The sequence below is a fragment of the Arthrobacter sp. Dra40 genome, assembly GCF_059091905.1.
Genome location: NZ_JBNHHB010000047.1, coordinates 1 through 21,824, shown reverse-complemented (window position 1 = coordinate 21,824; position 21,824 = coordinate 1). Strand labels below are relative to the sequence as shown.

The following is a 21,824-nucleotide window of genomic DNA, read 5'->3' as shown; positions in this document are numbered from 1 at the left end:
GCGCGGCGAGAAACACCTAACGATTAGTGGCGTTTGCGGCCCTTCACATCGTCATCTGCCTCGACTTCTTCCTTGCGGACGTCCGTGGAAACGGTCTCCTGCTCGGTGACGGTATCTTTATCGAGCCGGACGCGTTCAACCGGGACGGTTTCCTTGTCCACCACCGGCTTTTCCGCGTGCAGGGTCACCTCGTGCTCAGCCTCGCTGATGTCCGGCCCGGAGAGCGCATCGCCACGGTTGGCGTCAGTAATCGGTTCGCGCTCGAGGCGCACCTCTTCGCGCTGAACAGGGACGGTCCGGGTGACGTTCTCGGTGACGACATACTTGCGCAGTCTTGCCTTCCCGACTTCCTGGGATTCGGTGCCCACCCGCAGCCGCTCCTCCGAACGGGTCATCGCGTCGTCGGCCCCTGCGCGGGAGGTGTCGTAGTCCGTTCCGCGCCTGCCGGTGGTTTCGCGGGAGGTGTCCCTATCCGTCATGCCGGTTGTACCGGCGGTGCCTGTGGTCCCGGCGGTTTCGGTGCCGGTATGGCGGCCGGTTCCGCTGTAGCCTGCGTTGCCCGCGTTGCCCGCCGCCAAGCCATAGTGACGGTAGAGGCGATCCTCTTCTGCCTCCTCCAGGTGTCCCTCCGGGTCCACCCTCGGGGCGTCCTTGATTTGGTCCTTGGTGTAAGGCACGCGGAGGTCCCCGCCCTCGGTGGTGGCATTGTCGAGCGGGACGAAGCTTTCGGACATGCCGAACAGGCCGGTCTTGACCGTCGCCCAACTCGGCTCATCGGTCCGGTCGTCGAGGTAGAGTTCCCCGAGCGAACCGATCTTGCTCCCTTCGGAATCGATCACATTGGCGTTGCTGCCGACCAGACGGTCGAATTTATCCTTGGCGATCATTTCATCTCCTTATTTGTTTCCACCTGCCACGGGATGACCGGGGCGAGTACGCTCCGCCGGCACGGTTGTGCTGCCGGGCGCGATGATGGTTTTGTGATGGTTCTACCGTCCCCGCTTCAACGGGTAAAGGCGGTCAGATCGGAGGCCGTCGGACTGGGTTCCCATTCCCCAGCGGGTTCAGACCCCGAGCTGACAGGAGGACCGGAAGGCCGGTTTGCATCGGCCCCTGGTTCTGTAAATCCACTGTTGGCCGGAAGGTTGATTACGTTGTAAGCAAAGCATGCTTAGCATTCACCTGCAACCCCGTCGGCCAAAAAAACCTCGTGAGGAAACCACCTGCCGGCGGCCTGCGCAGTGATTCCTCGCCACACCCCGCGCGCTGCCTTGGCCGGGCGCGGTGGCGTGCGGGCCGGCACCGCCGAACAGGAATTTGTGGCCGGATTCCCCAGTCGATGACCCGGCGAACCCGGCAGGAGGTCCTCGAACCGCAACGATAAACTCTAAGGGTGACTTCCGAGACCCCTACCCCAGCCAGCACCACCTCCGCCAGCAGCACCGGCCAGGCGCAGCCTGACCTGCCGGAGAAGGTTTCCGACCTCTTCGACCCACAGCGCTGGCGTGCAGTGGAAGGCTTCGACTTCCAGGACATGACATACCATCGCCAGGTGGAGCGCGACGCCGACGGCGCCGTGGTCCGCGACCTGCCCGCCGTGCGCATCGCGTTCAACCGGCCGGAGGTGCGTAATGCGTTCCGCCCCGGCACCGTCGACGAGCTCTACCGAGCGATGGACCATGCACGGATGACGCCGGACGTCGCCACGGTGCTGCTGACCGGAAACGGCCCCTCCGCAAAGGACGGCGGCCACTCGTTCTGCTCGGGAGGCGACCAGCGCATCCGCGGCCGGGACGGTTACCGGTACCCGGTAGAAAACGCAGCAGGGGAATCCGCAGAATTTATCGACCCGGCCCGCGCCGGCCGGCTGCACATTCTGGAAGTCCAGCGGCTGATGCGCACCATGCCCAAGGTGGTCATCGCCGTCGTCAACGGCTGGGCAGCCGGTGGCGGGCACTCGCTGCACGTGGTCTCCGACCTGACCATCGCCTCCCGCCAGCACGGCAAGTTCAAGCAGACCGATGCCACCGTGGGCAGCTTCGACGCGGGCTACGGCTCGGCCTTGCTGGCCCGCCAGATCGGCCAGAAGGCGGCGCGGGAGATTTTCTTCCTGGCCCGCGAATACTCCGCCGAGGACATGGTCCGCATGGGTGCGGTCAACGAGGCGGTCGACCACGAGCGTCTTGAAGAGGTGGCGCTGGAGTACGCCGCGGACATCGCGCGGCAATCGCCGCAGGCCATCCGGATGCTCAAATTCGCCTTCAACCTTGCCGATGATGGGCTGGCCGGACAGCAGGTCTTCGCCGGTGAAGCCACCCGGCTGGCGTATATGACGGACGAGGCCGTCGAGGGCAAGGAAGCGTTTCTGGCCAAACGCGACCCGGATTGGTCTTCCTACCCCTACTACTTCTAAGGCGGCGGGGATGGACATAGAGCCGGCCCTCTCCGCGCTGGCGGCAGCGCTGGGCGGCGAGGGTCCCGCCGTCGAAATCGCAGCCGATGGAACCCCACTGCCGGTGGCTTCACCCGGGCTGGCTCCGGGAACCGCCGCGATTGTCCGGACCTCGGGTTCCACCGGCACGCCCAAGGCCACCATGCTGGGGACCGACGCGCTGGCCGCGTCGTCGATGGGCACTGCGCTGCGGCTCGGCAGCGAGGGGCAGTGGCTGCTGACGCTCCCGCCCAATTACGTGGCCGGCCTGCAGGTACTAATCCGCTCGCTGTACGCCGGCACCCGGCCCTGGGCCATGGACCTGTCCCAGGGTTTCACGGCGCAGGCGTTCACCGACGCTGCCTCCGCGCTGACCGACCGGTTCCGGATTACGTCACTGGTGCCCACCCAGCTGCACCGGCTGCTCGCCGCCGCGGCGCCGGAAACGGTCAAGGCGCTGCGCCGCTTCGACGCGATCCTGCTGGGCGGGGCCCGAATGCCGGCGGCGCTGCGGACCGAGGCGGCCAAGCATTCCCTGAAGATCGTGCACACCTACGGGATGAGCGAGACCTGCGGCGGCTGCGTGTACGACGGCGTGCCGCTTCAGGGCGTCAGGCTGCAGCTCCAAGAGGGCCGGGTGCTGATCGGCGGCGATGTGGTGGCCGGCGGCTACCTGGAGAACCCGGAACTGACCGCAGCGCACTTCAGCGAGTCCGGCGGCACCCGGTGGTTCCGCACCGAAGACCTGGGTGAGGTCGACGACGCCGGTGCGCTCACCGTGAGCGGGCGCGCGGACGACGTGCTGATCACCGGCGGCGTCAAGGTATCGGCGGCTGCCGTCGCCGAGGCAATTGAAGGGCTGCCGGAGGTGCGGGCGGCACTGGTGGCCGGAATCGCAGATCCGGAGTGGGGCACCAAGGTGGGCGCCGCCGTCGTCGGTTCCGCCACCGTGGATCAGATCCGGGCGCGCGTCCGCGCGGCGCTGGGGGGTCCGGCCGTCCCGCGGCACATTGTGCACCTGGACGCGCTGCCGCTGCTATCCAATGGCAAACCGGACCGCCTGGCCGTGGCGGACATTCTGCGCCGGTCGGCCGCGGAGGCCGCGCCGTACGGCGGCGGGCAGCCCGGCGCCGAACCGCCGCAACCGTGACATCCGGCACTCCTGCTCCGCCTGCTGCACGGCTCGCCGGCCCCCATGGGCGAGAATAGAACCTTGCTGCGGATGCCCGCAGCCCATGATGTACCAGTCCCCCACAGGTAAGGATCCTCCACAGTGGCTACAGCCGGGCAATGGCTCGAAGGGGCACGCCCCCGAACGCTTCCGATGTCGATCGCGCCGGTGATCATCGGCAGCGCGGCCGCCTACGAACTGGGTTCCTTCCGGCCGCTGCTTGCCGTGCTGGCCGCACTGGTCGCGATCCTGTTCCAGGTGGGGGTGAACTACGCCAACGACTATTCGGACGGCGTCCGCGGCACCGACGACGTGCGCGTTGGCCCGCTGCGGCTGACCGGCTCCGGGCTGGCCACGCCGCAGGCTGTCAAGGCCGCAGCATTCGGCAGCTTCGGGCTCGCCATGGTCGCCGGGCTGGCACTGATCATCCTGTCCCAGACCTGGCCGCTGCTGCTGGTGGGCGTGGGCTGCGTGATCGCCGCCTGGGGCTATACCGGCGGCAACAACCCGTACGGCTACCGCGGGCTGGGCGAGGTCTACGTGTTCCTGTTCTTCGGCATCGTTGCCACCATGGGAACCACCTACACCCAGGCCCTCCAGGTCAGCTGGCAGTCCTTCATCGGCGCGGTCGGTACCGGCTTGATCGCCACTGCCTTGCTGATGGCCAACAACGTCCGCGACATTCCCACGGACCGCGAGGTGGGGAAAATGACGCTGGCGGTCCGCATGGGCGACGAGGTTGCGCGCATCAGCTACGTCATGATGCTGGCGGTAGCCCTACTGCTGCCGCTGCTTTTGGTCTACGACTACCCGTGGATCCTGCTGGTCCTGCTGCTGGTGCCGGCGTGCCTCACCCCGAGTTGGCTGATGCTCAAGGGCAAAAAGCGCGAGAGCCTGATTCCGGTGCTGAAGCAGACCGGGCTGATCAACCTGGGGTTCGCAGTGGCCTTCGGCCTGGGCCTGGTGCTCAGCGAAATCATGTAGGCGGTTGCTGCGGGCCAACGCCCTCGGTCAACCCTGCAGGCCGGAACCGGACCGGTTGCCGGTATGGTCAGCGCTGGTCCTCGGACCGGGGTTCGTTCGGTTGCTGCGGTGACGGTTGCTGAGGTGCCTGCTGCGGTGCTGGCTTGGGCTTGCGGTCCGAATCCACCCGCAGCTCGCCGTGCTGCTCGACCGCGGAGTCCTCGGCCAGTGCGTCGGAGATCTCCGTGGAGGTCCGCGGTGCCGTCATGCCCTTGTTGAAACGGCTGGCTAGTGCCCTCCCGGCTTCGTCCCTCATCTCCCGGAAGAACAGGTAGGTGATGCACCAGCCCATGACCGCGGCCGCTAGGGCGGAGTAGACGACGCCCAGCCTCAGAAACAGGCAAATAACAAAGATGACGGCCATAATGCCGAGCCGCAGGGCGCTGAATTTCCAAAAAGCCACGCCTCAAGTTTACGCTGCCCGCGAGATCACCCGGACAGTCCACGGTTTCCGCAGTCCGCAGGGCAGCGCTCACCTACAATTAATTCATGGTCCGTCTCTATATCCTGCTCGCGGTACTGGCTCTCGCGGTGGTGATCTATGCCCTGATCGAGTGCGTCCGGTCCAGGTCCCATGAGGTGCGCAGCATTTCCAAACCGGGATGGATCCTCACGATCATCTTGGTCCCGCTGATCGGGGCCCTGATGTGGTTTATGTGGGGCCGCCCCCGCGCGGTGGGCCGACAGCCCCAGCAAGCGCCCCGCCCGGCAGCCCCGGACGATGACATTGCGTTCTTGCGCACGCTCGATGCACAGCGCCGCGCCAAACAGCGCGAAGAGGAATTGCACCGGCGTGAGCAGGAGCTGAAGAAGACCGAGGACCCGAAGCACGGGAACAAGGACAAGCCCGCCACCCATGACGACCGGCAGTTGAGCGAAGACGACCCGGACAACGGTCCGCGCTAATAATCAGGCGCGAGACCCCTCGGTTTCGAAGAAGGCCCGCGGCTCTGAGTGAATCCAGAGCTGCGGGCCTTCTTTCGTTGCGGAGTCGGGGGCGGGTTTCCTTCAGCGAGGCCCCGCCCCGGCTATGTCCTAGACTCCGGCGTAGCTGTGCAGGCCGGCAAAGAAGACGTTGACAATGGTGAAGTTGAAGACCACGCAGAGGTAGCCGACGATCGACAGCCAGGCGGCGCGGGTGCCGGTCCAGCCGCGGGTGGCGCGGGCGTGCAGGTAGCCGGCGTAGACCACCCAGATCACGAACGTCCAGACTTCCTTGGTGTCCCAGCCCCAATAGCGGCCCCAGGCTTCTTCGGCCCAGATGGCGCCGAGCACCAGGGTGAAGGTCCACAAGACAAACGACACGGCGTTGATCCGGTAGGCGGCGTTCTCCAGCGTCAGTGCGGAGGGGACCAGCCGCATGAAGCCCAGCTTGTCCGCCTTGCCGGCGCGGCCACGGGCCTCACGGTTGGCCTGGATCAACTGCAGCACGGACATGGCGAAGGTCAGGGTGAACAGCGCGGACGCCAGCACCGCTACCGAAACATGGATGATGATCCAGTAGCTCTGCAGGGCGGGAATCAGGTGGGCCACCGGCGTCGGGAATCCAATGGTGGCAGCGATCAGCATGATCACCACGAGCCCGATGACGAACGAGCCGAGGAACCGCAGGTCCTTCCGGGTCAGGGCAATCAGGTAGACAACCGCCACCATCAGCGCGCCGGTAGTGCAGAATTCGTACATGTTGCCCCACGGCACCCGGTGCGCTGCCATCCCCCGGGCCACCACGCCGGCGGCCAGGATAACGGTTGCCAGCACGGTGAGGGCCACACCGATTCGCGCGGCGGCGCGGCGTTCCTTGCCGTAGTTCATCGAGTCCGCGGCCATTTCGACCGCGTGCGCCTGGCCTTCGTTCCCACCGGCGCTCCTGCCGCCAGCGGGTCTGGACGTGCCGCCGGCGGCGCCGACCAGCACTGCCGAGTCCGCCGTGGCGTGCTCGGCGGCCAGCCGGTCTTCGACTGCCTTGATGGTCTTGCTGGATTTCGCCAAATCCCAGCAGAAGGCGATGAAAGCGACGGTGAACGTCATCGCACCGAGCAAGATAAAGAGCTCGCTGTACTGGGCCAGTGTTTGGTCAATCGTGGGCATGGGAAGAGGTGTCCTTAGGAGTTGTCAACGCCGGCGGCGCTCTTGCTATTGTGCGCCTGTGGGCCGGCATCCGTCAGCCATTGGTCGCGGAGGAGTTTGCTGATGGTGGCTGCTTCAGGGCTCAGCCGGTGGTCTTCGCCGCGGGCCAGCAGGCCCCACTCCACCATCGTCCGTCCGTCGTCGTGGGTGCCGGCGCGCACCCAGACGCGGCGCCGCCCAATGAACAACGAGGCGCCCAAGCCGGCCATCGCCAGCGAGGAGAAGACGAGCGCCCCGAGCTTGCCCGGGTCGTGGTGGATGTCCAGCGCGGCATAGCGCACCAATCCGTCGAAGGTGATGCTGCCCATTCCGTTGGGCAGTTCCTTCGTCTCGTACGCGGCGAGCTCGATGCCGCCGTCGTCCTGGTTGCGGTCATTGAGCACGGTGAGGTTGCTGGTGTCCAGGACAAAGACGTTCTTCGGATCGCCGTTGTCCAGGCCCAGATCACCGTAGTAGGAGTTCAAGTACAGCCGCGGGTTCATCGGGTCCGGGTCGCTGCCGTAGGCCACGCCGTCTTCGCCTTCCATCGCCGTCGGCAGGAAGAAGCCCACGAAGCCCAGCTGCTCTGGCTTCGCGTCCGGCACCTTGATCACCATCGTGGAGGTGTAGGCGCCGTCGTTGGGAATGGCGACGACGGGGCCCTGGTGGGCGATGTTGCCCTCGCCGTCCTTAATGGTCACCACGGGCGCGTATCCGTTGCCCATCAGGTAGACGTTGCTGCCACCGATGGTCAGCGGGTGGTTGACCTTCAGGACCTGCTGCTCGGCGGGCTCCCCCGGCTTATCGCGCACGGACATGGTGGCGGTGAAGTCCAGCGGCTGCCCGTAGTGGGTCGTCGATTCGCGGTCGAACACCACCTCGAACTTGTCCAGGGTCAGGGAGAACGGGTCCAGCCGGTCCTCGGTGAAGCCGGTCCCTGGGTTGAAACTGTCGTAGCCGATCAGCGAATTCACGAACGTTTCGCCCTCGACCAGGACCCGCTGGCCGGTGTAGCCGAACTGGCCGCCGATCGCCACGGAGACCAGCACCCCGATCAGCGAGGTGTGGAAGATCAGGTTTCCGATTTCCTTGGCGAAGCCGCGTTCGGCGCCGACCGAGGGCCGGTCGGTGTCCGCGTCGCGCACGTCCACCCGGTAGCCGCGGCGCTTCAGCAGCCGGGCGGCCTCTTCGACCGCCGAACGCGCGGAGACGCCTGCTTCGGCCGGGACCGCCATGGAACCGTACTCGGGCAGCCGGGACAGCCGGCGCGGTGTCCGCGGCGGCTGCGACCGCATGGCCTTGTAGTGCTGGATGGCGCGCGGGATGACGCAGCCAATCAGCGACAGGAACAGCAGCAGGTAAATGGCGGAGAACCACACCGAGGAGTAGACGTCGAAGAGCTGGAAGCGGTCCAGCCACGGCCCGACCTCGGGATTGTCCGCGAGGTACTGGGTCACCACGGCGGGGTTGGCCGGGCGCTGCGGGAACAGCGAGCCCGGTACCGCGGCCACCGCCAACAGCAGCAGCAGGAACAGCGCGGTGCGCATGCTGGTCAGCTGGGTCCAAGCCCAGCGCAGCATGCCCAGGAACCCCAGCGCGGGGACCGCGACGTCGTCCCGCTTGCGGTTGGGCTTGCGGTCGGTACCGGCACGGCCTTTGCCGCCGCCGGTGACCGGTCCGCCCGGTGCCGGGGCACCGGCGTCGTCATGGCGCTGAGCGCCGTCGGGGGTCTGACTCATCAGATCGGGAGCCTCACTTCATTTGCAAACCAATCCTGCAATTGCGTCACCCAGTCCCCCCAGAGCCCGGTGGCCATCAGCAGGCCCAAAACTACCAACATGGCTCCGCCCGCCCGCTGCAGGAACAGCCGGTGCTGGCGGAAGAACGCCATGGCGCCCATCCCCCGCCGCACGCCGAGCGCGATCAGCAGGAACGGGATGCCCAGGCCCAGGCAGTACATGAAGGCCAGGAAGGCGCCCTTGGCCGCGTCCGCGCCGCCGGAGTACGCCAGCGCCTGGACCGCGGAGAAGGTGGGGCCAATGCACGGCGCCCAGCCCAGCCCAAACGTCATGCCGAGCACCGGGGCACCCCACAGCCCCGCGGGTGGACGGGAGTGGATTTTGCGGTCGCGCTGGAAGAAGGACAGACCGCCCATGAAGATAATGCCCATGACCACGACGACGACGCCGAGCAGCTGGGTGATCCAGTCTGCGTCGCTGCCTTTCAGCCAGGCACCCAGCTGGCCGAAGACCGCCCCGATGAACACGAAGACGATGGAAAAACCGAGCACGAACAGGCCGATGCCGGCGAACATCCGGCCGCGGCGCTGGCGTTCCAGGTCCACGCCGGTGAGCCCGGTGACGTAGCCCATGTAGCCGGGAACCAGCGGCAGTACACACGGGGACAGGAAGGAGACCAGCCCGGCCAGCATGGCCACGGGGATGGCCAGCAGCACGGAGCCGTTCAGCACCGTGTCGCCGAAGGCACCCCCCAAGGTCATCGGCAGCGAGGCCGTCGCCCATCCCACGGCTACGCGGCCACTGCGTCTTTGATCAGGGCCTTGAGCGTGCCCTTGTCCGCCACGCCCAGGATCCGGGCGGCGACTCGGCCGTCCTTGTCCAGCACCAAGGTGGTCGGGACAGCCTGTGGCGGCACATAGGACGTCATGGCCAGCAGGATGCCGCCGTCCTTGTCCATGAAACTGGGGTAGGTGATGCCGAAGTTGCGCTCGAAGGCCTCGGCGGTGGGCCGCTCGTCCCGGATGTTGACGCCGTAGAATTGCGCGCCGTCGGCGAACTCCTCGCTGAGGGCCTGCAGGTCAGGCGCTTCCAGCCGGCAGGGCGCACAGGAGGCATACCAGAAGTTCAGCACGGTGACCTGGCCCACCCAGTCGGCTGCATTGACGGCGGTGCCGTCGAAGAGCTTGGCGGTCAGCTGCACCGGTTCACCGCGGGATCCGGGCGCGTACTCGGTGACCGACCCATCGCCGGCGATGTAGTTCTTGTTGTCTCCGGCGTTGGCCTGCTGGGCCAGCGGGTCCTCAACGGAACAGGCGGCCAGCGACAGGGCGCCAAACAGCCCCGCACCGACTTTAAACAAGGTACGGCGGTTGAACGAACGGGGATTATCGGCAGTCACAGTCACACTCTTCTTCGTGGGGTTGAGGGCATCCCACTTCTACAACGCGTAGTAATTCTATTATGCTCCCGGCAAGTTCGCCGCACCGGGCAGCAAATCGGCACAGGGCTCGGCATAGCGGACCGCGCTCAGGCGCCCGTCGTCGAACTCAAGGGAGGTCACCGACGCCAGCGTGCACTCCCGGCGGCGGGGATCATGCCAGAGCGGTTTGCCCTCGCTGGCCAACCTGGTGACCCAGATGGGCAGCTGGTGGCTGACCAGGATCGCCTCGGCCCCCGGGCCACCGCGTTCGACGGCCTGGCGCCGGGCGTCGGTGATTGCTTCACGCATCCGGGCGACCTGCGACGTGTACGGTTCCCCCCAGGACGGCCGGAACGGATTGTAGAGGCGCCGCCAGTACCGCGGCTCGCGCAGGTGCGAGCGGATGTCGCTGAGGCCCTCGAAGTGGTTCTCGGCTTCGATGATCCGCTCGTCGGTGACAATCTCGAGGCCGAGCGCCTTCGCGGTCGGGCCGGCGGTCTCCTGCGCCCGGGTCAGCGGCGAGGCCACCAGATAACTGATCGTGGCGCCGCCCCTCCGGCGCTCCGAGAAGTAGTCTGCGGCACGCCGGGCCATTTCCTGCCCCAGCTCAGACAGTCGGAAGCTCGGCAGCCTGCCATACAGCACACGGTCGGGGTTGTGGACCTCGCCGTGGCGGAGCAGATGGACAATGGCTTCGGGCATGGTTACAAGTGTCTCAAACCGGGCGTGTTTGCCCAAAAGCCCTTATCGCCCGCCGGCCCGGGCTGTTCGGCCGCCAGCGGGCCGCAAAATCATCCTTCCGAGCGACCGACACGGCGCTGACCTGCATTGTAGTGTTGCAGTAACAGCTGCCAAGAGCCTCGGCGGCCGGGCTCGCAGACCCGGACCGTGTGGATGAGATGAAAAGGATCCGGCCATGAGCACCCCACAGAACGAACCGAACACGCCCGGTGACGGGGAAGGCCGGCCCAGCGGCCAGGAACAGCCTCAGTACGGACAGAATTTGCCGCAGTACGGCCAAAACGCTTCGCAACAGCCCGGCTCCGGCCAGCCGCAGTACGGACAGAACGCACCGCAGTATGGCCAGGGCCAGCCGCAGTACGGGCAGAACGCCCCGCAGTACGGCCAGCAGCCGCCCTACGGCCAGGGCCAGCAGGGCCAGTCTCCGTATGGCCAGCAGTACGGGCAGCAGCCGTACGGTTACCAGAACGCCGTGCCCGGTCAATACGGTTACCCGAGCGGCCAACCGCAGACCGGCGCCAAGCCGACTCGGCCGCGCGAGGTGGTCATCGCTTTCTGGCTGATCATCGCAGCGGCGGCGATGACGGCCATCGAGATGCTGACCGAGCTGTCGAACCTGGATGGCACGATGGCAACGGTGCTCAAGGATCCGTCGGTCCGTGAGGCCCTCGGTGAGCAGGGCGGCCAATTCTCCGACGCAGAGCTGTCGCAGATGATGAGCGGCACAGCGGGAGTGATCATCGTCATCACCGCGGTGATCGCCGTCGGGCTGTACCTGCTGGTGGCCTTCGGCGTGAAGGCGGGCAAGAACTGGGCCCGGATCACCGGCACCGTGTTTGCCGCCCTGTCGCTGCTTGGGCTCTTCAACTTCTGGTTCGGGACCCTATCCGTACTGCTGGGCGTCGCGGCGATCGTGCTGCTCTTCCTGCCGGCGTCGAACCAGTTCTTCCAGGCCACCAAGGCCCACAAGTACGGTATCTACGGCCGCTAAGTCAGTACGGCAGCCGGCTGCACCACTGGCTAAGGACGGGCGCTGGACTCGGAGTTGTTCACCGTGTCCTGCGCCCGTTGTGCGTGGTAGGCCAGAATCTGCAGTTCGGTGGCCATGTCCACCTTGCGCAGCTGCACGGACGGCGGCACCTGGAGCACCACCGGCGCAAAGCTGAGGATGCTCATCACTCCGGCCGCAACCAGCCGGTCGCAGAGCCCTTGGGCCACACCGGCAGGCACGGCCATGACCGCCATGTTGGCCCCGGTCTGGCGCAGCACGGATTCCAGCTCAGTGATGGGGCTGACTCGCAGCCCTGCCACCTCCGACCCGACGACGAGCGGGTCTGCGTCGAAGAGCGCCACGACGCCGAACCCCTTGGTACTGAAACCGGAATAGCCGGCCAGCGCCCTGCCCAGGTTGCCGACACCGACGATCGCCACTTTCCACTCGTGCATGAGACCCAAGGCCGCCGAAATCTCCTGGCTGACCAGGCGGACGTCGTAGCCCACGCCGCGGGTTCCAAACGACCCCAGGTGGGACAGGTCCTTGCGCAGGGTGGGCGGGCTGACCCCGGCGGATTCGGCCAACTGCTCGGACGATATGCGCTCCGTGCCAGCGGCCATCAGCGAATTCAGCGCCCGGAGGTAGATGGTCAGGCGTGCGAGCGCAGCCGGCGGGATCTCCTGGCCGGAAGGCTTGGCCGCCTCGGCATCCGTCAGGTGGGTCACTGTTCTCGCTCCGATGCCTGCTGCGGGCTCCGGCCCAGGCTGTCTCCAGCGGTTCCGGATCATGGTTGCCCCGGCGGTTGTCCTACCGATGGCTGGTGTTCCCTTAGATTAAGCTCCGCCGCGCCGGTCTCCAACTCGGATGACGCGGGGGCCGTCGCCCTACTGCGTGAGCAGGCGGCGCAAACGGTCCGGGTCGATGTGCCAGAAGTCCCGCTGCACGCCGTCGATCATGACCACCGGGATCTCTTCGGCAAAGCGGCGCTCAAGCTCCGAGTTTTCGAGGATGTTTTTTTCCTCCCAGGAGACACCCAGTTCCCCCGCAACACGCTCCACCGTCTCCCGCGCAGTCTGGCACAGATGGCAGCCGGGTTTAGTCAGCAGCACCAACTCGTGGTTGCGGCCCTCGGATCCGTTCATGCCTTCCACGGTAGCCGCCGGCGGCGGTGAACGGGGAATCGCCGGCGCCTCGTTAGACTCGAAGTATGTCCAAGTCCGCCGCCGGCCATGCGCAGCGAGCTTCGGTCTCCGCAGACCCGGGGACGGAGGCTGCATTTTTCGACGTCGACAACACGCTGATGCGCGGTGCCAGCTTGTTCCACGTGGCCCGCAAGATGTACCAGCGCGGGGCCTTCCGGATGCGCGACGCTGCCAGCTTCGGGTTCAAGCAGGCCCGGTTCCTGATGCGCGGGGAAAACCTGAAGGACATCCAGTCCATCCGTGACACGGGCCTGGCCCTGGCCACCGGCCTGCTGAGCGACGACGTCAAGCAGCTGGGCGACGAGGTCTACGACGAAGTGATTGCCTCGAAGATCTGGCCCGGCACCCGGGCGCTGGCAGACCAGCACCTGCGCGTGGGCCGGAAGGTCTGGCTGGTCACGGCAACACCGGTGGAGGTCGCCGCCGTGATCGCGGACCGGCTGGGCCTGACCGGCGCCTTGGGCACGGTCGGCGAAGTCGAGGACGGGGCCTACACCGGACGCCTGATCGGGGACATCCTGCACGGTCCGGCCAAGGCGGTTGCGGTCGAGGAGCTGGCTGCCCGGCAGGGCCTCGACCTGGCGCGCTGCTGGGCCTACAGCGACTCGTACAACGATGTCCCGCTGCTGACCCTGGTGGGCAATCCGGTGGCCATCAACCCGGATGTTAGGCTGCGCCGGCACGCCCGCGGGAACAATTGGCCGGTCTATGACTTCCGCAGCGGACGCCGCGCGGCCACGCTCGGGCTCAAGGCCGCCACCGGCGCGGGCGCGGTGTACGGGCTCTGGCGCGGCGTGAACAAATTCCGCCGGCCGGCAGCTTAAGCACCGGTCTTCCCCTGCCAGGCAGGCGTTAAATGCACACGGTCCGCCAGTTTCCTGACGGACCGTGGAAGCTTGGGAACCGGCTAACGGGTCCTACTTCTTGTTGCGGCGCTGGTGGCGGGTCTTGCGAAGCAGTTTGCGGTGCTTCTTCTTGGCCATACGCTTGCGGCGCTTCTTGATAACTGAACCCACGAGTCCCTCATTCACTGATAGTTTCCGTGCTGCCGGTGCCCGGCAGGGCACAAGCCAACTTACGGTTTTTCGACGATGACGTAAAACGTTCCTTAACAGGGTACAGCTTCCGTGCACCCGTCATTGACCGCCGGACGCCGGGGAGCCGGTACCCGGCGTTAGGCGGTGCCGGTTTCGCGGTCGATCACCGCGCCGCGCAGGTACTCCTCCACGGCCGACTCGGGCACCCGGTAGGAACGTCCGAAGCGCACAGCGGGCATCTCGCCCGAATGCACCAACCGGTAAACGGTCATTTTGGACACGCGCATGACTGCGGCCACTTCCGACACCGTCAAGAAGCGCACATTCGAGAAGTTGTTCTCGTCAGCCATTTCGCACTGTTCCTTTACTGTAAGCAACGACGACGGCGTGCCGCCTTGCCCTGCCCCAAACCCTCTTCCTAGATACTTTAGAGGCTGTTGTGGCGAAAGTGAAAGCGGCCACTGTAGCTTAAGGGTTTTATTGCTGCACGGTCTTTGTCTGCAAGGCAGCGTTTGCCCCGCGATGTCCGGCGGCCGCCGCCAACTGCGCCAGCACATCGGCCGTCACGTCCCACTCCATGCAGGCGTCGGTCACGCTCTGTCCGTAGACCAGCCCGGCCCCGTCGGCGTTTTCAGACACGTCCATTTTCTGTGCTCCGCCGACCAGGAAGCTCTCCAGCATGATGCCGGCGATGGCGCTGCCGCCGGCCTCCAACTGCGCCGCAATCTCCAGTGCCACCTCGGCCTGCCGGTGGTGACTCTTGCCGCTGTTGGCATGGCTGGCATCCACGATCAGCCGCGGATTCACGCCTGCTTCGGCCAGCGCTTCGGACGCCGCGGCCACCTGGTCGGCGCCGTAGTTCGGGCCGCTCTTGCCGCCGCGCAGGATCAGGTGGGTGTCCGGGTTGCCATTGGTGGCCACCAGCGCCGCACGCCCCTCGCCGTCGATCCCCAGGAACGTCTGCGCCGCGGACGCTGCCTGGCAAGCATCGAGTGCCACCTGCAGCCCGCCGTCGGTTCCGTTCTTGAAGCCCACCGGCATGGACAGGCCGGACACCAACTGGCGGTGGATCTGGCTCTCCGTGGTCCGGGCACCGATCGCACCCCAGCTGACCAGGTCCGCCAGGTACTGCGGGCTGATCGGTTCCAAGAACTCCGTGGCCACAGGCAGGCCAAGCTCCGCCACCTGCAGCAGGAAAGTGCGTGCCAGCCGCAGCCCGGCCGCGATGTCGTGGGAGCCGTCCAGCCGGGGGTCGTTGACCAGGCCCTTCCAGCCCACCGTGGTGCGTGGCTTCTCGAAGTAGGTGCGCATGACAATCAGCAGCTCTTCGCGGTGTTCCCGCGCCACCTGTGCCAGCCGGCGCGCGTAGTCCAGACCAGCCACGGTGTCGTGGATGGAGCAAGGACCCACGATCACCAGCAGCCGGTTGTCCACGCCGTCCATGACCGCACGGATTTCCTCCCGGCCCCGGGCGACCACGGCGGCGGCTTCGGCGGCCAGCGGCTGCTCCGCCATAATCTCTCCCGGCGACGGCAGCGGCTTGAAGCTGCTCACCCGCAGGTTGTTCGTGCCGCGCGCCGCGGTCTGTGCGCCCACCCCGTCGCCCGTGCCCGGCGCCGTTGCGTCGGACTGCGCGGCCGCTTCCAAGAGGTGGTTGGCAGGTGCATTCATGGTGGGTGTCCCGTCTGTTGGTGGCGGGACCTCGGATTCAGAACCCGCCGGAGAAATGGCGAAGGGCAGAGAATCATCTCTGCCCTGTTGGCTCTGAAGGTAGGTATGCGTACGCGCTAAGCGGTTACGTCAGGCCCCTCCAGAGCCAACGCAAAATACGCATACCAACGAGTCGTCATGCCTGCACTCTATGCCGAACCTGTCGGAGCCGGAAAACCGACCGCCGCGACATGACCGATTATGACGACGGCGGCGCGGCCTCCCGCGGGCCGTTGAAACGCCTACCGCGGGCCGAACACCGTTCCGGTTCGCGGCACCGGGCCGGAAAAGCTGCCTAGGCCAGCCCCGCCAGGACGTCGATGCCGAAAACCGGTTCCCGGTCCAGCGGTTGGAGGTCGGTGATGCCGTGCGGCTCCAGCGCCGCAGCTACCGACCGCTGGAAACGCCGGACGTTGACGCCCAGGCCGCCGCCGAGGACCACTGGGCCGGCGAGGCTGAGCCGGTCCGCCACCAGGCGGATCTGGTCGGCAAGGTCGGCAGCGGCCCTCTCGATGATCGCTACAGCGGGCGGCTCGCCGTCCTCGGCGGCGGCCACCACCACCCGCGACTTGTCCGCCCAGAACCGCCGGTCGGTTTGGGGCGAGTGGAACAGCGCTATCAAGTCCACCGGTTTACGCAGCCCGCAGTCAGCCAGCAGCAGCGCAGACAGCCTGTCCGGCGGCAGGCCCGAATCCAGTCGGGAGAGCGCATGCCGGACGGCTTCGCGGCCCAGCCAGTAGCCGCTGCCTTCGTCCCCCAGCAGGTGCCCCCAGCCGCCGGCGCGGGCTTCCTCGCCGGCGGCATTGATGCCCCACACGCACGATCCGGTGCCGGCAATCACACCGATTCCCGTGCTCCGGTGACCGGCGGCCAGCACCAGCCGGGTGTCGTGGACAACGTGGATATCCGCCCCGGGGGCCAGCGGGGCAATGAGCGCGCGCAGCGCTTCGGCGTCGCCCTCGGTGTCGACTCCACCGGCCCCGGCGTAGACCGCAGCGACGCGGGCCGCGCCGAGCCGGCCAAACACCTCGGACAAGGCGGCTGCGGCCTGGGCCGGGCTGGTGTTCTGGACGTTGGCACTGGCCGCTGTCGCTTCGGCGACGACCCCGCCGTCGTCCAGCCGGATACCGTGCGTCTTGCTGCCGCCGATATCCAGCCCGATCAGTGTCTGAACCATGGACCGAGTTTACAGTTCTGCCCCGAAACCGAAACGACGACGGTGCCCGCCTGAGGGGCGGGCACCGTCGTCGTGATCAGGACTCTGCTGGGTCCGCTGGCTTAGATGAGCCCCTGCGCCAGCATGGCGTCTGCAACCTTTTTGAAGCCGGAGATGTTGGCGCCGGCCACATAGTTGCCGGGCATGCCGTACTTGTCGGCGGTCTCGGCGCAGCGGTCGTGGATGCCGACCATGATGTCGGTCAGGCGCTGCTCGGTGTACTCGAAGCTCCACGCGTCGCGGCTGGCGTTCTGCTGCATCTCCAGCGCGGAGGTCGCCACGCCGCCGGCGTTGGCTGCTTTGCCCGGGCCGAACAGCACATTCGCCTCCTGGAAGATGGAGGCAGCCTCGCTGGTGCAGGGCATGTTGGCGCCCTCGGCCACGGCGATCAAACCGGATTCCACCAGCCGACGGGCGGATTTGTCGTCCAGTTCGTTCTGCGTCGCGCTGGGCAGGGCCACGGTGCAATTGACATCCCAGACATTGCCCTCGGCCACGTAGCGCACGGAGGCGCCGCGGCGATCGGCGTAGTCGGAGATGCGGCCGCGCTCAACTTCCTTGATCTGGCGCAGCAGTTCGACGTCGATTCCGGCCTCGTCCACCACGTAGCCGCCGGAATCGGAGGCCGTGACCACCTTGGCGCCCAGTTCCTGGGCCTTTTCGATGGCGTTGATTGCCACGTTGCCGGAACCGGAAATCACCACGCGCTGCCCGTCGAAGCTCTGGCCCCGGGTCTTGAGCATCTCCTGGGTGAACAGGACGGCGCCGTAGCCGGTGGCTTCGGGCCGGACCAGGGATCCGCCCCAGCCGGTGCCCTTGCCGGTGAGGACGCCGGACTCGTAGCGGTTGGTGATGCGCTTGTACTGGCCGAACAGGTAGCCGATCTCGCGGGTGCCCACGCCCATATCGCCGGCGGGGACGTCGGTGTATTCGCCGATGTGGCGGTACAGCTCGGTCATGAAGGACTGGCAGAAGCGCATTACTTCGTTGTCGGAACGGCCGCGCGGGTCAAAGTCGGAACCGCCCTTGCCGCCGCCGATGGGCATGCCGGTCAGAGCGTTCTTGAAGATCTGCTCGAAGCCCAGGAATTTGACGATGCCCAGGTAGACCGACGGGTGGAAACGCAGCCCGCCCTTGTACGGGCCGAGTGCGGAGTTGAACTCGACGCGGAAGCCTCGGTTGATCTGCACGTTGCCGGCGTCGTCCATCCACGGGACCCGGAAGATGATCTGGCGCTCGGGCTCGCAGATGCGCTGCAAAATCGCGGCATCGATGTATTCGGGGTGCCGGACGGAGAGCGGCTCCAGAGTGTCAAAGACTTCGTTGACGGCCTGGTGGAATTCCGTTTCGCCTGGATTGCGGCGGAAGACTTCGTCGCGGACTTCAAGCAGATGGGCATCCATGGGTGCGTCCCTTCCCTAGCTGACGTATTGGGGCACTCAACTTGCTTCAGGCCCTCACAAAGAAAACCACACGGAGGCGGGAAGCAAGAAACACATCTGACATATCGCCGAAGCGCCTCGTAACGCGCCGACCCGCGGTGTTGCCGGCCGTTGCCACCCGCCGAGGCCTATAATTCCGGCCCTGTCCGGCGTTCAGGGGCGCGGATTGTGCGGGCGGTCACGCGCGGTCGGGACGGCCTGCGGGGCGCCATATGTGCGGGTCATCATAGTCCGGGGGGCCGACCCTTGCCGGGTGGCGTTCAGCCGCGGCGTCGGCGCGGCAGTTTCGGCAGATGCGCAAAAAGGTCCGCGGCCTTGGTCGTTGCCTTGTTGGCGGCCTGGCCCAGCGACCGGCTGAGGTTGGCCGGAACCGGAACCTCCAGGCTCCGCCCCGACACGGCGTGGCCCGGCTCTTGCGGAGCAACGACGGCGGCCGCCACCGCGGGTGCCACCGGTTCGGCCGCGGGCAGCACATCGATGCCGAAAGCGGCGATCCACTCGGCCACATCCTGCAGCGGCTGGGTTTGCAGCGAGTAGTAGCGCTTCTGCCCCTGGGCGCGCATGGAGACCAAGCCGGCCTCGCGCAGGACCTTCAGATGCTTGGAGACAGTCGGCTGGCTAACTTCGAGTTCTTCGACCAGTTCGCCGACCGCTTTGTCGCCGCCGCGAAGCGAGCCGAGTATGTCCCGGCGCGTACCTTCAGCTATCACTGCAAAGACGTCATCGATGGCCATTCCATTACCCTAATCGCATATATGCCCGGCAGGCACCCCGGCGGCGGTCCGGGGGCGAGGATCGCTCAAAATCGTTACACCAACCCGGCTGGGATAGCGTCCGCCGCGCGGGGACAGCTCAGTCGAACCACGGGTCGAGGCCGTGGTACGGGAAAATTTCCTTGCGTGTTGCCATTACCGTGCGGTCCACGCTGTCGTTCGGGTCGTAGCCGACTTCCCACGAACGCCACCACAGGTCGGCGTCGTCGCCCATGTACAGGGGGGCCTGCTGGCCGTACCTGACCTCCACGTATTCGTGCCAGGACTGCGGCACCTCGCTGTGCAATGGGATGGGCCGGCCGGCAACGATGGCCAGCATGTGGGTCCAGGACCGTGGGACCACGTTGAAGACGTCGTAGCCGCCGCCGCCGGTGGCGATCCACCGGTCGCCGGCGACCTCGCGGGCCAGGTCGGCCATGTCCAGCATCATTTGCCGCTGCGCGTCGATGCTCAGCCGCAGGCTGCTCAGCATGTCGCGGGCGTGGTTGTCGCACCCATGCTGGCTGACGATCACTTCCGGCGCGAAGGCCCTAACCAGCTGCGGGACCACCGCGTGGAAGGCGCGCAGGAAGGCCGCATCACCGGTGCGGGGCGGAAGGGACACGTTCACCGAACTGCCCAGCGCGTCCGGGCCACCGCTTTCGTTGGCAAAGCCGGTTCCCGGAAACAGGTGGGTGCCGGTCTCGTGCAGCGAGATGGTCAGCACCCGCGGGTCGTTGTAGAAGATCGACTGCACGCCGTCGCCGTGGTGGGCGTCAACGTCCACGTAGGCAACGCGTTGCACCCCACGGTCCAGCAGGTGCTGGATGGCCAGCGCGCAGTCGTTGTAAATGCAAAATCCACTCGCCTTGCCGCGCGCCGCGTGGTGCATACCGCCGGCAAAGTTGACCGCATGCAGCGCCGTACCGTCCAGAATGGCGGCCGCGGACTGCAGCGATGCCCCTGCGATCCGCGCGCTGGCGGCATGCATCCCCGGGAACACCGGGTCGTCTTCGGTGCCGAGTCCGCGCTCTTCATCCACCGCCGCCGGGTTGTCGCTGACCGCCTTCACCGCGGCCACATAGGCCGGATCGTGGACGATTTCCAACTGGGCGTCCCCGGCCATCTCGGCTGCGGCCAGGGTGACATTCGGCCGGTGGAAGATGGCGTATTCGTCGGCCAGCCGCGCGGTCAGCTCCAACCGGATCGGAGACATGGGATGGTGCGCGCCGAAATTATACGCCAGGAGCGAATCGCTCCACACCGCCAGAGTGGGAACCGCGGGAACTGGGGTAGCTGACATCACAGACAGGCTACGCGAAACCGCTGCCGTGCAAGCATTCGTCCCGCCCCTGCGCGGTTAAATGATGATTTACTACTGCAAGGAACACATCAGCGATTTCGGAGCCGGACAGAAGCGATCGGAATGACCAGACAGCAGCCGTCGTGGCTGGCCGAGCGGGAGCATGGACGATTCTGGCTCCTGCGCACGCTCCGTGACTTCGTGGACAGCGTGGCCAACAGCTCGCCGGCCCGGCTGGCCCTGATCGTCTACGTGGCCGTGATCCTAGTCTTCACCGGACTGCTGTCCCTGCCCGCAGCCACCAGGGACGGGCAAATCACCCCGCTGTACGACGCCTTCTTCACCGCGGTCTCCGCCGTCTGCGTCACGGGGCTGACGGTGGTTTCCACCGCTGCCCACTGGACCTTTTTTGGCCAGGCAGTGATCCTGCTGGCTATTTTCATCGGCGGATTGGGCACGTTGACGTTGGCCTCGCTGCTGGCACTCATGGTGAGCAAGCGGCTGGGCGTCCGCGGCAAGCTGATCGCCCAGTCAGCCATGAGCAACGCCGGGCGTCTCGGCGAGGTCGGCACGCTGCTGCGGATTGTGATTACCACCTCGGTCATCATCGAGGTGATCCTGGCGCTGATCCTGTTCCCCCGCTTCCTGATGCTTGGCGAATCCTTTCCCCAGGCCGTCTGGCACGGCATCTTCTACGCCATTTCGTCCTTCAACAATGCCGGTTTCACCCCGCACTCTGACGGGTTGGTCCCCTACGAAACCGACGAGTGGATCCTTCTCCCGCTGATGGCCGGAGGCTTCCTGGGCAGCCTCGGCTTCCCCGTGGTCATGGTGCTGTTGGAGCGCGGCTGGCGCTTCAAGATGTGGAACCTGCACACCAAGCTCACCGTCGAGGTGTCGCTGATTCTGCTGGTGGTCGGCGCCTTGGTGTGGGGAGCCATGGAGTGGAGCAACCCGGCGACGATCGGCGGCATGACCGTCTGGGACAAGGTCCTGCACGCCTCGTTCGCGTCCGTCATGACCCGCTCGCTCGGCTTCAACCTGGTGGACATGAACAACCTGGAGCCCACCACCATGCTGTTCTCCGACGCCCTGATGTTTGCGGGCGGCGGTTCCGCGTCGACCGCCGGCGGCATCAAGGTCACCACCATCGCCATCGTGTTCCTGGCCATCGTCGCCGAGGCCCGCGGCGACCGGGACGTGAAGATCCACGGCCGGACCATCCCGGAAGGCGCCATGCGGGTGGCCATCTCGGTGATCGTCATGGGCGCCACGTTCGTGGCCGGAGCGGCCGGGCTGCTGCTGGCCCTCACCGGCGACAGCCTGGACCGGGTGCTGTTCGAAGTCATCTCGGCGTTCGCCACCTGCGGCCTGAGCACCGGCCTGAGTGCGGAGCTGCCGCCGGAGGGCAAATACGTGCTCTGCGCGCTGATGTTCGCGGGCCGCGTCGGCACCATCACGCTGGCCGCCGCGCTGGCGCTGCGCGAACGGCGCCAGCTGTTCCACTACCCCGAAGAGAGGCCCATCATTGGCTGAC

At 66.6% G+C, this 21,824-nt stretch carries 23 protein-coding genes; 7 read left to right on the top strand and 16 right to left on the bottom strand.

Going from position 1 to position 21,824, the window contains the following annotated elements:
- Window positions 1-23: 23 nt before the first annotated feature.
- Entirely contained in the window at window positions 24-887 is an 864-nt protein-coding gene (locus AC5RWT_RS18320; protein WP_494042682.1) for a DUF2382 domain-containing protein, read from the bottom strand.
- Between the two features lie 575 nt (window positions 888-1,462).
- On the opposite strand from AC5RWT_RS18320, the gene AC5RWT_RS18315 reads away from it, so the two are divergent.
- From AC5RWT_RS18315 to AC5RWT_RS18305, 3 genes are all read left to right on the top strand, one after another.
- Complete coding sequence (locus AC5RWT_RS18315) at window positions 1,463-2,413, top strand: 1,4-dihydroxy-2-naphthoyl-CoA synthase (protein ID WP_494043475.1); 951 nt, start codon at window positions 1,463-1,465, stop codon at window positions 2,411-2,413.
- A gap of 10 nt (window positions 2,414-2,423) precedes the next feature.
- Window positions 2,424-3,581, top strand: coding sequence for an AMP-binding protein (locus AC5RWT_RS18310; protein WP_494081401.1), 1,158 nt, complete (start codon window positions 2,424-2,426; stop codon window positions 3,579-3,581).
- Between the two features lie 123 nt (window positions 3,582-3,704).
- Window positions 3,705-4,586 (top strand): 1,4-dihydroxy-2-naphthoate polyprenyltransferase, encoded by an 882-nt coding sequence (locus AC5RWT_RS18305; RefSeq protein WP_494081400.1) that lies wholly within the window; start codon window positions 3,705-3,707, stop codon window positions 4,584-4,586.
- Between the two features lie 67 nt (window positions 4,587-4,653).
- On the opposite strand, the gene AC5RWT_RS18300 is transcribed toward AC5RWT_RS18305, so the two are convergent.
- Window positions 4,654-5,028, bottom strand: coding sequence for a DUF4229 domain-containing protein (locus AC5RWT_RS18300; RefSeq protein ID WP_494042685.1), 375 nt, complete (start codon window positions 5,026-5,028; stop codon window positions 4,654-4,656).
- An 86-nt stretch (window positions 5,029-5,114) separates the two neighbouring features.
- Here AC5RWT_RS18300 and AC5RWT_RS18295 point away from each other — a divergent pair, with 86 nt between their 5' ends.
- Complete coding sequence (locus tag AC5RWT_RS18295; RefSeq protein WP_494042686.1) at window positions 5,115-5,531, top strand: PLD nuclease N-terminal domain-containing protein; 417 nt, start codon at window positions 5,115-5,117, stop codon at window positions 5,529-5,531.
- A gap of 129 nt (window positions 5,532-5,660) precedes the next feature.
- On the opposite strand, the gene ccsB is transcribed toward AC5RWT_RS18295, so the two are convergent.
- Genes ccsB through AC5RWT_RS18270 form a run of 5 tightly spaced genes read right to left on the bottom strand, consistent with a single transcriptional unit; the run spans window position 5,661 to window position 10,592 of the window.
- On the bottom strand, window positions 5,661-6,713 hold the full coding sequence (gene ccsB / locus AC5RWT_RS18290) for a c-type cytochrome biogenesis protein CcsB (protein ID WP_494081399.1): 1,053 nt from the start codon (window positions 6,711-6,713) through the stop codon (window positions 5,661-5,663).
- A 14-nt stretch (window positions 6,714-6,727) separates the two neighbouring features.
- Window positions 6,728-8,470, bottom strand: coding sequence for a cytochrome c biogenesis protein ResB (resB, locus tag AC5RWT_RS18285; protein WP_494081398.1), 1,743 nt, complete (start codon window positions 8,468-8,470; stop codon window positions 6,728-6,730).
- The gene (locus AC5RWT_RS18280) at window positions 8,470-9,231 is read right to left on the bottom strand and encodes a cytochrome c biogenesis CcdA family protein (protein ID WP_494081407.1); all 762 of its coding nucleotides are present in this window, start codon (window positions 9,229-9,231) and stop codon (window positions 8,470-8,472) included. The genes resB and AC5RWT_RS18280 overlap by 1 nt, the downstream gene beginning before the upstream one ends.
- Window positions 9,232-9,260: 29 nt before the next feature.
- The gene (locus AC5RWT_RS18275; protein WP_494081397.1) at window positions 9,261-9,875 is read right to left on the bottom strand and encodes a TlpA family protein disulfide reductase; all 615 of its coding nucleotides are present in this window, start codon (window positions 9,873-9,875) and stop codon (window positions 9,261-9,263) included.
- A 54-nt stretch (window positions 9,876-9,929) separates the two neighbouring features.
- Window positions 9,930-10,592, bottom strand: a complete 663-nt coding sequence (locus tag AC5RWT_RS18270) for a histidine phosphatase family protein (RefSeq protein ID WP_494081396.1) — start codon at window positions 10,590-10,592, stop codon at window positions 9,930-9,932.
- Between the two features lie 214 nt (window positions 10,593-10,806).
- Here AC5RWT_RS18270 and AC5RWT_RS18265 point away from each other — a divergent pair, with 214 nt between their 5' ends.
- Complete coding sequence (locus AC5RWT_RS18265; protein ID WP_494081395.1) at window positions 10,807-11,622, top strand: hypothetical protein; 816 nt, start codon at window positions 10,807-10,809, stop codon at window positions 11,620-11,622.
- A gap of 29 nt (window positions 11,623-11,651) precedes the next feature.
- Here AC5RWT_RS18265 and AC5RWT_RS18260 read toward each other — a convergent pair whose 3' ends face one another.
- Together AC5RWT_RS18260 and AC5RWT_RS18255 are read right to left on the bottom strand one after the other, a co-directional pair.
- Complete coding sequence (locus AC5RWT_RS18260) at window positions 11,652-12,413, bottom strand: redox-sensing transcriptional repressor Rex (protein WP_494042692.1); 762 nt, start codon at window positions 12,411-12,413, stop codon at window positions 11,652-11,654.
- A gap of 96 nt (window positions 12,414-12,509) precedes the next feature.
- On the bottom strand, window positions 12,510-12,767 hold the full coding sequence (locus tag AC5RWT_RS18255) for a glutaredoxin family protein (RefSeq protein ID WP_494081394.1): 258 nt from the start codon (window positions 12,765-12,767) through the stop codon (window positions 12,510-12,512).
- Window positions 12,768-12,832: 65 nt separating this feature from the next.
- On the opposite strand from AC5RWT_RS18255, the gene AC5RWT_RS18250 reads away from it, so the two are divergent.
- On the top strand, window positions 12,833-13,651 hold the full coding sequence (locus AC5RWT_RS18250; protein ID WP_494081393.1) for an HAD family hydrolase: 819 nt from the start codon (window positions 12,833-12,835) through the stop codon (window positions 13,649-13,651).
- 93 nt (window positions 13,652-13,744) lie between these two features.
- On the opposite strand, the gene AC5RWT_RS18245 is transcribed toward AC5RWT_RS18250, so the two are convergent.
- The 7 genes from AC5RWT_RS18245 to AC5RWT_RS18215 all read right to left on the bottom strand — a co-directional run bounded on the left by AC5RWT_RS18245 (window position 13,745) and on the right by AC5RWT_RS18215 (window position 20,287).
- Window positions 13,745-13,843: a 30S ribosomal protein bS22 gene (locus AC5RWT_RS18245; RefSeq protein ID WP_003792170.1), complete on the bottom strand. Its 99-nt coding sequence runs from the start codon at window positions 13,841-13,843 to the stop codon at window positions 13,745-13,747.
- 158 nt (window positions 13,844-14,001) lie between these two features.
- Entirely contained in the window at window positions 14,002-14,214 is a 213-nt protein-coding gene (locus AC5RWT_RS18240; RefSeq protein WP_127512893.1) for a helix-turn-helix domain-containing protein, read from the bottom strand.
- A 127-nt stretch (window positions 14,215-14,341) separates the two neighbouring features.
- Window positions 14,342-15,535 carry a 3-deoxy-7-phosphoheptulonate synthase gene (locus tag AC5RWT_RS18235; protein ID WP_494042695.1) on the bottom strand — a complete coding sequence of 398 codons (1,194 nt, stop codon included), beginning with the start codon at window positions 15,533-15,535 and terminating at the stop codon, window positions 14,342-14,344.
- Between the two features lie 334 nt (window positions 15,536-15,869).
- A complete protein-coding gene (locus AC5RWT_RS18230; protein ID WP_494042696.1) occupies window positions 15,870-16,751 on the bottom strand; it encodes an N-acetylglucosamine kinase in 882 nt (293 codons plus the stop codon).
- A gap of 101 nt (window positions 16,752-16,852) precedes the next feature.
- Window positions 16,853-18,193 (bottom strand): NADP-specific glutamate dehydrogenase, encoded by a 1,341-nt coding sequence (gdhA, locus tag AC5RWT_RS18225; protein ID WP_494042697.1) that lies wholly within the window; start codon window positions 18,191-18,193, stop codon window positions 16,853-16,855.
- Between the two features lie 299 nt (window positions 18,194-18,492).
- Entirely contained in the window at window positions 18,493-18,966 is a 474-nt protein-coding gene (locus AC5RWT_RS18220) for an ArsR/SmtB family transcription factor (RefSeq protein WP_494081392.1), read from the bottom strand.
- A gap of 118 nt (window positions 18,967-19,084) precedes the next feature.
- Window positions 19,085-20,287 (bottom strand): acetoin utilization protein AcuC, encoded by a 1,203-nt coding sequence (locus tag AC5RWT_RS18215; RefSeq protein ID WP_494042699.1) that lies wholly within the window; start codon window positions 20,285-20,287, stop codon window positions 19,085-19,087.
- Window positions 20,288-20,410: 123 nt separating this feature from the next.
- On the opposite strand from AC5RWT_RS18215, the gene AC5RWT_RS18210 reads away from it, so the two are divergent.
- A complete protein-coding gene (locus AC5RWT_RS18210; protein ID WP_494081391.1) occupies window positions 20,411-21,823 on the top strand; it encodes a TrkH family potassium uptake protein in 1,413 nt (470 codons plus the stop codon).
- Window position 21,824 lies beyond the last annotated feature (1 nt).